Origin of the sequence: Streptomyces sp. NPDC058985 (assembly GCF_042740985.1) — a bacterium.
Lineage (GTDB): Bacteria > Actinomycetota > Actinomycetes > Streptomycetales > Streptomycetaceae > Streptomyces.
The window spans coordinates 56,363-67,754 of sequence record NZ_JBHYJX010000045.1; the positions used below are offsets into that span (position 1 = coordinate 56,363).

Here is an 11,392-nt window from a genome sequence, read left to right on the forward strand (position 1 = left end):
CGGACAAAGCGGGGCCGCCCCCCTTGCGCGGCGGCATTTCGCCACCCCCGATCGGACCTCGGGCCCGAATGCGGCGGCCCCGGCCGGGTATCTGCTGCTGTGGGGCCGGACCGGCCCCGCGGAGGTCGCCGAAACGGGAGGGAAGGGACAGCGTGCCGATGGAGAGCATCTGGTCGTACGCGGCGGACAGCGGTCACGTGGAGGGACAGGACCTGACGGGCTGCACCGTCGTCGCGGAGGACGGAACCATCGGGCACGTGGACCGGCAGGCCGAGCACTTCGGCATGCGGCACCTGGTCGTCGACACCGGAGTCTGGGTGTTCGGCCGGAGCGTGCTGGTGCCGGTCGGCGTGGTCCGCTCCATCGACCCCGAGTCCCGCACGGTCACGCTGACCTGCACCAGGGTCGAGGTGAAGGCCGCGCCGCGGTTTCGGACCGACAGCGAGACGATGGACCGCGACTACCTGGCGTCCGTCGGCGACTACTACCATCGGCTGCCGCCGCGGGAGACTCCCGCGACCTGACCGGGCGCCGGAAGAGAGCACACGCGCAACACGCTGAAAACGGGGACCCAGGACATGGAACCAAGCGAAGGGACCATCACGGCTGCGTCCGGCGCGCCCCCAGGGGTGCCGGCACCGGCCGTGGTGGACAGCGCGGCGGCGGCACGCGCGTACGCCGAGTCGGTGGCACGCGCCCAGTGGGCCGGCCCCGGCCGCACGGTCCGCGACGAGGACGTCATCGACCTGCTGCTCGTGGTCTCGGAGCTGGTCACCAACGCGATCCGGCACGGCGACGGACTGGCCGGCTTCGAGGTGCGGCCGACGCCCGAGGGGCTGTGGATCGCCGTGCACGACCACAGCGCGGTGGTGCCACGGGCCGTGTACGCCTTCCCCACCACGCACCCCGGAGGCGGCTACGGCTGGCCGCTGGTCGCCCGGCTGGCCCGGGACATCGCCGTGGACCTGCGGGAGGGCGGCGGCAAGACGATCAGCGTGCTGGTGCCCCTGCGCCCCGCGAGCACCTGACCGCGAGGTCACCAGGGCAGGAAGACGTGGATGTCCTTGCCCCGCTCACCGGTGACGACGCTCACCTGGTCGGACAAGGTGTGGATCAGGTGCCAGCCGATGCCGCCGCCGCCGTTGCTCGGATGGAAGGGACGCGGCGAGGGCTCGGTCGTGCTGGTGTCGTGCATCACCACGTGCACGCCGTCGAAGGTACGGCGCAGCCGGAGCTGGAACGGCCCGGGGGCGTACTGCACGGCGTTCGCCGCCAGTTCGGTGACCACGAGGAGGATGTCGTCCCAGTGCTCGGGCGCCGCGGGAGGCGCCGCACGGGCCAGGTCGTAGAGGAACTCCTCCGCGACCAGCCGCGCACCGGTCACATTGTGCAGTTCCCCGGTGAAGCTTGCCGTGCGGTTCGTGATCTCCTCGGAAGCCAGTGTCCTGTCCCTACGCGACTCGGCTGCCATCTCGCCTTCCCCGGCCCGGCACCCGCCGGGCCTCGTCCTTCCTTCGCATTCCCTTCGTTTGTTAGTTCCCGAGACGGCCGAGGCTAGTCGCGTCGGTGTGCCCCGCCCTCGCGGTGCGACCCGGGGTGACGGCCCTGTCACCCCCGGGCGCGGTTCAGCGCAGGAACACGCTGTCCGACTCCTCCCAGCCGGCCGGCTCCTCGGGCGGCGACTGCGGCGGCCGGCGGTGCGAGCGCGCCTCGTACATCGCGTCGATCTCCAGGGCGTAGGTCCGCACGATCTCGTCCCGCCGCAGCTTCATCGACGGGGTGAGCAGCCCGTTGGCCACGTCGAAGGGCTCCGGCAGGACGCGGAAGACCCGGATGGACTCCGAGCGGGACACCGCGCTGTTGGCGGCGGCCACGGCCCGCGCGACCTCCTCCCGCAGCGCGTTCTCCTCACGTGCCTCACGGGCCGCGGTGTCGCCCTGTACGGCCAGCGCCGCCCGCCAGTGCGTCAGGAACTCCGGGTCCAGCGTGATCAGGGCACCGACACAGGGCCGGTTGTCGCCGACCACCACCGCCTGGTGCACCAGCGGGTGCATCCGTAGCCGCTGCTCCAGGGCGGCCGGGGCGACACTCTTGCCGCCGCTGGTGATGATGATGTCCTTCTTGCGGCCGGTGATCGCCAGATAGTTCTCGTCGTCCAGGTGCCCGAGGTCGCCGGTGGCCAGCCAGCCCCCGCGCATCACCTCGCGGGTGGCGGCCTCGTCACCGACGTACCCCTGGAACAGCGACGGCCCGCGCACCAGGATCTCCCCGTCGTCGGCCAGCCGGATCTCCATGCCGGGCAACGGCTGCCCGACGGTGCCCGACTTCTCCCGGCCCAGTGGCTGCATCGTCAGTCCGCCGCTGGTCTCCGTCAGGCCGTAGCCGTCGTGGACGTAGACCCCGATGCCCTCCCAGAAGAGGGACAGCTCGCGGCTGAGCGGCGAACCGCCGGACGTCGCCCGCAGCACCCGGCCCCCCAGCGCGTTCCGCAGCCGGCGGTACACCGTCCGCTCGTACAGGGCGTGCTGGAGCCGCAGGTCGAAGCCGGGTCCCGGCCCCCTGCCCAGCCGCTGGCGCTCCAGCGCCGCGGCGAAGTCCCGCGCCGTGCCGGCGGCCCGCTCGAACAGTGCTCCGCGCCCCGCCTGCTGGGCCGTGCGCAGGAAATTCTTGTAGATCTTCTCCAGGACCGAGGGGACCGCGTACAGATACGTCGGACGGAAGGAACGCAGGGCCGAGGAGAGCGCCTCGCCGGTCATCGCGGGTTCGTGGGCCATCAGGAGCCCGCCCCGCACACACAGGGTCTGGATCATCAGCCCGTACACGTGCGAGAAGGGGAGGTAGGCGAGGACCGCGCCCTGCTCCCCCTCCGGCGCCACCGTGTGGCCCCAGCCCGCGATCAGCGTGTCGCACGGGCGGGCCAGCCCGCGGTGGCTGAGCGCACAGCCCATGGCCCGGCCCGACGCCCCCGAGGTGTAGGCGACGACCGCCGTGGCGTCCGGCAGCACGATGCGGCGCATTGAGTCGACGGTGGCGAACGGGAGGTACTCGCCGCGCGCCACGAGCGCGTCCAGCGCCCCCGCGTCCAGTTGCCAGACGTGCCGCAGGGCCGGCAGCGACGCGCACACCGAGCCGACGGTCATCACGCTCTGCTCGTCCTCGACCAGCACGCCCACACAGCCGGCGTCCCGCAGGATGTACTCGACCTGGTCGCGCGAGGAGGTCGGATAGATCGGCACGACCTCGGCGCCCACCGTCCACAGGGCGTGGCTGAAGACCGTCCACTCGTACCGGGTACGGGCCAGGATCGCCACCCGGTCGCCCGGCTGGATCCCGCTCGCTATCAGCCCCTTGGCCAGGTCGGCCACCTCGTCGCGGACCTCCACCGCCGTCACCTCGTCCCAGACCGCGGAGTCGGGGCCGCGGCGGCGCGCGAGCATCGGCAGGGTCGGCGTGCGGACGGCCGTCTCGAAGAGGCTGTCGGCGAGCCCGCCGGTCAGCGGCCCGGCGGCCCGGGGAGCGGGAGCGAGGTCGCGCATACGCTGGCTCCTGACGTGTACGGACGGTGACACCACCCACGAGTACCGTGGCCGGCGGTGCTCGGAATCTAGCCGAGCCGCAGGCCGCGGGGGGCCGGGACGGCAGAAGTGTGTCCGCGCGGTGATCTCGGTTCAGGCCGCCTGGGTGCGGCGCACGCACGCGGTGACGACCTCACGCAGACTGCCCGTGCGCTCGAAAAGCTCGCGCTGCACCCGGGCGCCGTTGCCGTGGCGCAGCAGCGTCTCGACGCCCTCGCGCACCCGGTCGAGGTCGCCGTGGTCGGCCAGCGCCTCCTCCACGTGCGCCACCAATGCCCGTACCACCACCGCGGCGGGCATCCGCCGCATCGTCGCGGGGTGCAGCAGTTCCTCCGTCAGCCCGGAGCGGGCCGCCCGCCAGGCCGCGAGGCGGAGCAGGCTCACGCTGTGCCCGTCCGGCTCGGTGCCCGCGCGCCACTCCCGGGCGGCCGTCTCGACCAGAGCGCGGGCCACGGCGGCGAGGACGACCGCGGTCCCCGCGTCCAGGCAGACGTCCGCCACCCGGAACTCGACCGTCGGATAGCGCCGGGAGAGCCGGACGTCGAAGTAGACCATCCCGTCGTCGAGGATCGTGCCCGTGGCGAGCATGTCCGCGACCCGGCGGTGGTAGCGCTCGGCCGAACCGAACAGCTCCGTCGGACCCGCCGACGGCCACCGCTGCCAGACCCGGCTGCGGTAGCTGCTGTACGAGGAGTCCTCCCCCTGCCAGAACGGGGAGTTCGCGCTCAGCGCGGTCAGCAGCGGCAGCCAGGGCCGCACCCGGTCGATGACCGCGACGCCCTCCTCGTCGGAGCCGACCGAGACGTGCACGTGGCAGCCGAGGACCAGCTGCTCCTGGACAACGACGCCGTACTGGTCGGCCATCCACTCGTAGCGGCGGTTCACGCCGATCGACGGGGTGACCGGCAACGGCGACGAGGCGAGCGCGGCGACGGCGCACCCGATCCCCCCGGCGTGCCGGCCCGCCTCCTCACGGCAGCGGACGATCTCCGAGTGCAGCCGCTCCATGTCCGCCTGCGGATGGGTGGCGAACTCGAGCATCTGCTCGTGCAGTTCCTTCTCGAACACGTCCTGTTCGGCGTCGTCGAGCGACGCCCTGGCCAGCACGGCGGCGGACAGCGCCCGTGGCTCTCCGGTCACGGGGTCGACCAGGAGGAGTTCCTCCTCCACTCCGACGGTGCGCACGTGGTGCCGCCTCTCTGTGGGCTCCCGGGACCAACCGACTGCCCCGGGCAGCCGGTCGGACACCTGGTCGTCTCACAGGAACGGCGTCAGCCACACCGTGGCCAGCGGAGGCAGCGTGATCCGGACGGCGCCGTCCTCGGGCTTGACCGGGCCGGGGTTGGTCACCCCGCTGCCGCCGTACTCCCCGGCGTCGGTGTTGAGCACCTCCTGCCAGGCGACGGGCTCGTCCGGGACGGCCAGCCGGTACTCGTGCCGCACGACGGGGGAGAAGTTCGACACCGCCAGCAGCGGGGCGCCCGCCGCGTCGAACCGCAGGAACGCGAAGACGTTGTCCTCGGCCGCGTCCACCGCGACCCACCGGAAACCGGCCGGGTCGGTGTCGCGCTGCCACAGCGCCGGGGTGCGCGCGTAGCGGGTGTTGAGCTCGCGGACCAGGTCCTGGATCCCGCGGTGGTCGGCCGCCGAGTGGTACCCCTCGTCCAGCAGCCACCACTCCGGCCCCTGCTCCTGGGACCACTCGGCGCCCTGCGCGAACTCCTGGCCCATGAAGAGCAGCTGCTTGCCGGGGTGGGCCCACATGAAGCCGAGGTAGGCGCGCACGTTCGCCCGCCGCTGCCACCAGTCGCCCGGCATCTTCGACACCAGCGCCTGCTTGCCGTGCACCACCTCGTCGTGGGAGATCGGCAGGACGTAGTTCTCGCTGTACGCGTACACCATCGAGAACGTCATCTCGTGGTGGTGGTACTTGCGGTGCACCGGCTCGTGCGCGGCGTACTCCAGCGAGTCGTGCATCCAGCCCATGTTCCACTTCAGGCCGAAGCCGAGCCCGCCCGTGTCGGTGGGCCGGGTCACCCCGCCCCACGCCGTCGACTCCTCGGCGATGGTCACCACGCCGGGGCAGCGCCGGTAGACGGTCGCGTTCATCTCCTGGAGGAACGCCATGGCCGCCAGGTCCTCGCGGCCGCCGTACCGGTTGGGCTCCCACTGCCCCGAGTCGCGCGAGTAGTCCAGGTAGAGCATCGAGGCGACCGCGTCCACCCGCAGCCCGTCGATGTGGAACTCCTCGCACCAGTACACCGCGTTCGCTACGAGGAAGTTGCGCACCTCGGTCCGGGCGAAGTCGAAGGTGTACGTCCCCCAGTCCGGGTGCTCGGCGCGCCGGGAGTCCCCGGGCTCGTACAGCGGTTCGCCGTCGAAGCGGCCCAGCGCCCAGTCGTCCTTCGGGAAGTGCGCCGGCACCCAGTCCATGATCACGCCGAGGCCCGCCCGGTGCAGGGCGTCGACCAGGAAGCGAAAGTCGTCGGGCGAGCCGAGGCGCGCGGTCGGCGCGTAGAAGCCGGTGACCTGGTAGCCCCACGACGGGCCGTAGGGGTGCTCGGCGACCGGCATCAGCTCCACGTGGGTGAAGCCCAGGTCCTTGACGTACGCGGGCAGCTCCTCGGCCAGCTCGCGGTAGGTGAGCCCCGGCCGCCAGGACGCCAGGTGCACCTCGTACACGGAGAAGGGCGCCTCGTGCACCGGAGTGGCGGCCCGGGTGCGCATCCACTCCGCGTCGCCCCACTCGTACCGCGAGGCGGTCACCACGGACGCGGTGTTCGGCGGCTCCTCGGCCGCGCGGGCCATCGGGTCGGCCTTGAGGAACCGGTGGCCGTGGCGCGAGTGGATCTCGAACTTGTACTTGGTGCCCTCACCGACGCCCGGCAGGAACAGCTCCCACACCCCGGACGAGCCCAGCGAGCGCATCGGGAACGCGGTGCCGTCCCAGTGCGTGAAGTCGGTGGCGACCCGCACGCCCTGGGCGTTCGGCGCCCACACCGTGAACCGGGTGCCGGTGACGCCCTCGTGGCTCATCGGCTCCGCACCGAGCGCCCGCCACAGCTCCTCGTGCCGGCCCTCGGCGATCAGGTGCAGGTCCAGCTCGCCGAGGGCGGGCAGGAAGCGGTACGGGTCGTGGACCTCGTGCTCCCCCTCCTCGTACGCCACGACGAGGGTGTACGCCGGGATCGCGGCCAGCGGCAGCACACCGGAGAAGAGGCCGTCCTCCTCGGAGACGAGGGCGTGGCGCTCGCCGTCCACGACCACGCTCACCTCGCGGGCGAAGGGCCGCAACGCCCGGAAGGCGACCCCGCCGGGGACCGGGTGGGCACCGAGCAGGGCGTGCGGATCGTGGTGGGCGCCCGCCAGCAGGCGCCCCCGGTCGGCGGGGTCCAGCGGCGGGGCGGTACCGCACGCCCCGGGTGCGGGCGGGACGGGAGCGGACGGCTCGGGGAGTGAGGTGTCGCGGAGTGCCACGGGTCAGTCTCCTCTCACGGCGAGTCGTTCGATCGCCGCCATGGGTACGGGAAGCCAGTCGGGGCGGTGCCGCGCCTCGTACAGCACCTCATACACGGCCCGGTCCGTCTCGTAGGCGCGCAGCAGGCCGTGCTTCTTACGGGGGTCCCAGCCCGCGCGGGCGGCGTAGCCCGCGCAGAACGCCTCCCGGCAGCGGCGCGCCCACTCGGGGCGCCAGGGGCGCCGCTGCCGGGCGGCGTAGTCGAAGGAGCGCAGCATGCCCGCGATGTCCCGCACGGGGGAGTGGGCACTGCGCCGTTCGGCCAGCGGGCGGGACGGTTCGCCCTCGAAGTCGATGACGAACCAGTCCCGGCCGGCCCGCAGCACCTGCCCGAGGTGCAGGTCGCCGTGGATGCGCTGGGCGGGCGGTCCGGAGTCGCAGGTGGACAGCGCGGCGAAGGCGGCCCGCAGCCCCGGGACGAAGGGCTGGAGCGCCGGGACGCAGTGCGCGGCGGCCGTCAGCCGCTCGGTCATCGCCGCCGCGGTGCGGCCGTTCTCCCCGGGGGTCCCGGCCGGGAAGGCCGAGGCCAGCGCCAGGTGCACGTCCCCCATGGCCTGTCCCAGCTCGTGTGCCTGCACGGTGAAGTCGTCCCCGGACGCGAGCGCGTCCAGGGAGAGGGTCCAGCCGTCGGAGGCGTCGTGCAGGAACGGCTGGAGCACCCCGAGGGTCGCCTCGTAGGGATGCGTCGTGCGCATCCACGCCACCGGCGCCGGGACCCGCCCGCAGCCCTGGCGGGCCAGCGCGTCCGGCACCTCCAGGTCGGGGTTGACGCCCGGCTGGACGCGCCGGAAGAGCTTGAGGATGAACTCGTCGCCGTAGATCAGCGAGGAGTTGGACTGCTCGGCGTCCAGGAGGCGCGGCGCGAGTCCGCCGGGCACCGGCCGCGCGGGGTCGGACTCGAAGCGCAGCGGTCCCGCCTTGCCGGGGTGCCGCAGCCGTTCCAGGAGGAGCTGTGCGGTGCGCGGATCGTGCAGCGCGTCGTAGACCGTCCGCCCGGCCAGCGGGCCGTCCTGCACCTGACCGATGATCGCCCGGCCCAGACGCGGCGAGGGCTGCTCGCGCACGCCGAGCAGCAGTTGGTAGCAGTCTCCGGCCGAGGGGGCGCCGCCCGGGGCGGGCACGGGGCCCTGCCCGGTGTGCACCAGGAGGTGCAGACAGCCCGGGAACAGCTCGGTCATCGACAGCAGACCCAGCTCGGCGACGGGCCGGTCCTTGCCGGCGAACCAGCGCTGGTGCGGCAGCCACTCCCGCAGCAGCTCGCCGAGCGACGCCATGGGCTCGGCGAGTTGCCTGCGTCTCGGGCGCAGGGGTGCGGTCTTCGGCATGGTGACGCGTCCTTTCCTCGGCCCAGGCTCAAGCGCGGCGGCCGATGCGGGATGCGACTCGGGTGAGCCGGAACCAGTAGAAGCCGTGGCCCCCGAGGGTCAGCAGGTACGGCAGCTCGCCGATGGCGGGGAAGCGGACTTCGCCGAACAGCTCGACGGGGTGGCGTCCGGCGAACTCGCGCAGGTCCAGTTCGGTGGGCTGCGCGAACCGGGCGAAGTTGTTCACGCACAGCACGAGGTCGTCCTCGTACTCCCGCAGGAAGGCGAGTACCGCGGGATTGGAGGAGGGCAGTTCGGTGTAGGTGCCCAGGCCGAAGGCGGGGTTCTGCTTGCGGATCTCGATCATGCGCCGGGTCCAGTGCAGCAGGGACGAGGGCGAGGCCATGGCCGCCTCGACGTTCGTCACCTGGTAGCCGTAGACCGGGTCCATGATCGTCGGCAGGTAGAGGCGCCCGGGGTCACAGGTGGAGAAGCCGGCGTTGCGGTCCGGGGTCCACTGCATGGGGGTGCGCACGGCGTCGCGGTCGCCGAGCCAGATGTTGTCGCCCATGCCGATCTCGTCGCCGTAGTAGAGGATCGGTGAGCCGGGGAGGGCGAGCAGCAGCGCGGTGAACAGTTCGATCTGGTCGCGGTCGTTGTCCAGCAGGGTCGCGAGCCGCCGCCGGATGCCGATGTTGGCGCGCATCCGCGGGTCCTTGGCGTACTCCGCGTACATGTAGTCGCGCTCTTCGTCGGTGACCATTTCCAGGGTCAGCTCGTCGTGGTTGCGCAGGAAGATGCCCCACTGGCAGCCGGACGGGATGGCCGGGGTCTTGGCGAGGATCTCGGAGACCGGGTAGCGAGACTCTCTTCTGACCGCCATGAAGATGCGCGGCATGACCGGGAAGTGGAACGCCATGTGGCACTCGTCGCCGCCCGCGGAGTAGTCGCCGAAGTAGTCGACCACGTCCTCGGGCCACTGGTTGGCCTCGGCCAGCAGCACGGTGTCCGGGTACTGGGCGTCGATCTCGCGGCGGACGCGCTTGAGGAAGGCGTGCGAGGCGGGCAGGTTCTCGCAGTTGGTGCCCTCTTCGGCGTACAGATAGGGAACGGCGTCGAGGCGGTAGCCGTCGACGCCCAGGTCGAGCCAGAACTTCAGCGCGGCCAGCATTTCCTCCTGTACGGCCGGGTTCTCGTAGTTGAGGTCCGGCTGGTGGGAGAAGAACCGGTGCCAGTAGTACTGGCCGCGGACCGGGTCGTAGGTCCAGTTGGACGCCTCGGTGTCCACGAAGATGATGCGGGCGTCCGCGTACTGGGTGTCGTCGTCGGCCCAGACGTAGTAGTCGCCGTAGGGGCCGTCGGGGTTCTTGCGGGACTCCTGGAACCACGGGTGCTGGTCGCTGGTGTGGTTCATGACGAAGTCGATGATGACGCGCATGCCGCGCTGGTGGGCGGCGTCGACGAACTCCACGAAGTCGGCGAGGTCGCCGAACTCGGGGAGCACCGCGGTGTAGTCGGAGACGTCGTAACCGCCGTCGCGCAGCGGTGACTTGAAGAAGGGCGGGAGCCAGAGGCAGTCCACGCCCAGCCACTGCAGGTAGTCCAGCTTGGCGGTCAGCCCTTTGAGGTCGCCGACGCCGTCGCCGTTGCTGTCCTGGAAGGAGCGGACGAGGACCTCGTAGAAGACGGCTCGTTTGAACCAGTCCGGGTCACGGTCCTTGGCCGGGGTGTCCTCGAAGGTGTCCGGCACGGGCTCGTTGACGGTCATGAGGCTCCCGACCCTCCGTTCTGGGGCGCGGCGGCGGACGGCCGGCGGACGTGGAAGACGTGGGCGGGAGCCCCGCCGGGCTCCAGGCGCACGTAGTTCGTCCGGCCCCAGTGGTAGGTCTGACCCGTGAGTTCGTCGTGGACGGGCACGGTCTCGTGCCAGTCCAGGCCGAGCTGCGGCATGTCGAGGGAGATCGTGGCCTCCTGGGTGCGATGCGGATCGAGGTTGGCGACCACCAGGACGGTGTCGGACCCGAGGCGCTTGCTGTACGCGATCAGCGCGTCGTTGTCGGTCCGGTGGAAGCGGAGGTTGCGCAGCCGGTGCAGCGCGGGATGGTCGCGCCGGATGGTGTTGAGCTTGGTGATGAGGGGGGCGATGGTGCGGCCCTCGCGGGCGGCGGCGGCCCAGTCGCGTGGCTTGAGCTGGTACTTCTCGGAGTCGAGGTACTCCTCGCTGCCCTCGCGCAGGGGGGTGTGCTCGCACAGTTCGTAGCCGCTGTAGATGCCCCACGTGGGGGAGAGGGTGGCGGCGAGGACGGCGCGGACCTCGAAGGCGGGGCGGCCGCCGGTCTGGAGGTAGGCGTGCAGGATGTCGGGGGTGTTGGCGAAGAAGTTGGGCCGCATGTAGGAGGCGGCGTCCCCCGTCAGTTCGGTGAGGTACTCGGTCAGTTCCCGCTTGGTGTTGCGCCAGGTGAAGTAGGTGTAGGACTGCTGGAAGCCGATCTGGGCGAGGGTGTGCATCATCGCGGGGCGGGTGAAGGCCTCGGCCAGGAAGATGACGTCGGGGTCGGCGCGGTTGATCTCGCCGATGACGCGTTCCCAGAAGACGACGGGTTTGGTGTGGGGGTTGTCGACGCGGAAGATGCGCACGCCGTGGTCCATCCACAGGCGCAGGACGCGCAGGGTCTCGGTGACCAGGCCGTCGAGGTCGGCGTCGAAGGCGACGGGGTAGATGTCCTGGTACTTCTTGGGCGGGTTCTCGGCGTAGGCGATGGTGCCGTCGGGGCGGTGGTGGAACCAGTCGGGGTGTTTGTGGACCCAGGGGTGGTCGGGGGAGCACTGGAGGGCGAAGTCGAGGGCGACTTCGAGGCCGTGCTGGGCGGCGGTGCGGACGAAGTGGTCGAAGTCGTCGAGGGTGCCCAGGGCGGGGTGGAGGGTGTCGTGGCCGCCTTCGGGGGAGCCGATGGCCCAGGGGACGCCGACGTCGTCGGGGGTGGCGGAGAGGGTGT

Annotated in this window: 8 protein-coding genes and 1 pseudogene; 2 read left to right on the forward strand and 7 right to left on the reverse strand. The window is 71.8% G+C overall.

Translation table 11 applies throughout. From position 1 onward, the window contains the following. Positions 1 to 158: 158 nt before the first annotated feature. Together ACFW01_RS30755 and ACFW01_RS30760 are read left to right on the forward strand one after the other, a co-directional pair. A complete protein-coding gene (locus ACFW01_RS30755; protein WP_384509104.1) occupies positions 159 to 524 on the forward strand; it encodes a PRC-barrel domain-containing protein in 366 nt (121 codons plus the stop codon). Positions 525 to 578: 54 nt separating this feature from the next. Beyond that, on the forward strand, positions 579 to 1,028 hold the full coding sequence (locus tag ACFW01_RS30760) for an ATP-binding protein (RefSeq protein WP_234959325.1): 450 nt from the start codon (positions 579 to 581) through the stop codon (positions 1,026 to 1,028). 8 nt (positions 1,029 to 1,036) lie between these two features. On the opposite strand, the gene ACFW01_RS30765 is transcribed toward ACFW01_RS30760, so the two are convergent. From ACFW01_RS30765 to ACFW01_RS30795, 7 genes and pseudogenes are all read right to left on the reverse strand, one after another. Beyond that, positions 1,037 to 1,471: an ATP-binding protein gene (locus tag ACFW01_RS30765; RefSeq protein WP_234959326.1), complete on the reverse strand. Its 435-nt coding sequence runs from the start codon at positions 1,469 to 1,471 to the stop codon at positions 1,037 to 1,039. A gap of 154 nt (positions 1,472 to 1,625) precedes the next feature. After that, positions 1,626 to 3,536: an AMP-dependent synthetase/ligase gene (locus tag ACFW01_RS30770; RefSeq protein ID WP_234959327.1), complete on the reverse strand. Its 1,911-nt coding sequence runs from the start codon at positions 3,534 to 3,536 to the stop codon at positions 1,626 to 1,628. A 132-nt stretch (positions 3,537 to 3,668) separates the two neighbouring features. Further along, positions 3,669 to 4,760, reverse strand: a complete 1,092-nt coding sequence (locus tag ACFW01_RS30775; RefSeq protein WP_384509089.1) for a glutamate--cysteine ligase — start codon at positions 4,758 to 4,760, stop codon at positions 3,669 to 3,671. A gap of 72 nt (positions 4,761 to 4,832) precedes the next feature. After that, positions 4,833 to 7,052 carry a 1,4-alpha-glucan branching protein GlgB gene (gene glgB, locus ACFW01_RS30780; RefSeq protein WP_234959329.1) on the reverse strand — a complete coding sequence of 740 codons (2,220 nt, stop codon included), beginning with the start codon at positions 7,050 to 7,052 and terminating at the stop codon, positions 4,833 to 4,835. Positions 7,053 to 7,055: 3 nt separating this feature from the next. After that, positions 7,056 to 8,417: a maltokinase gene (locus ACFW01_RS30785; RefSeq protein ID WP_234959330.1), complete on the reverse strand. Its 1,362-nt coding sequence runs from the start codon at positions 8,415 to 8,417 to the stop codon at positions 7,056 to 7,058. Positions 8,418 to 8,445: 28 nt separating this feature from the next. Continuing rightward, complete coding sequence (gene treS / locus ACFW01_RS30790) at positions 8,446 to 10,164, reverse strand: maltose alpha-D-glucosyltransferase (protein ID WP_383135650.1); 1,719 nt, start codon at positions 10,162 to 10,164, stop codon at positions 8,446 to 8,448. Next, positions 10,161 to 11,392, reverse strand: a pseudogene (locus ACFW01_RS30795) (alpha-1,4-glucan--maltose-1-phosphate maltosyltransferase); the annotation flags it as partial. The gene treS and the pseudogene ACFW01_RS30795, both read right to left, overlap by 4 nt.

What these genes read in the sequence shown, in the direction of transcription:
- ACFW01_RS30755 (WP_384509104.1), top strand. Translation starts at nt 159, where the DNA reads ATGGAGAGCATCTGGTCGTACGCGGCGGACAGCGGTCACGTGGAGGGA.
- ACFW01_RS30760 (WP_234959325.1), top strand. Translation starts at nt 579, where the DNA reads ATGGAACCAAGCGAAGGGACCATCACGGCTGCGTCCGGCGCGCCCCCA.
- ACFW01_RS30765 (WP_234959326.1), bottom strand. Translation starts at nt 1,471, where the DNA reads ATGGCAGCCGAGTCGCGTAGGGACAGGACACTGGCTTCCGAGGAGATC.
- ACFW01_RS30770 (WP_234959327.1), bottom strand. Translation starts at nt 3,536, where the DNA reads ATGCGCGACCTCGCTCCCGCTCCCCGGGCCGCCGGGCCGCTGACCGGC.
- ACFW01_RS30785 (WP_234959330.1), bottom strand. Translation starts at nt 8,417, where the DNA reads ATGCCGAAGACCGCACCCCTGCGCCCGAGACGCAGGCAACTCGCCGAG.
- treS (WP_383135650.1), bottom strand. Translation starts at nt 10,164, where the DNA reads ATGACCGTCAACGAGCCCGTGCCGGACACCTTCGAGGACACCCCGGCC.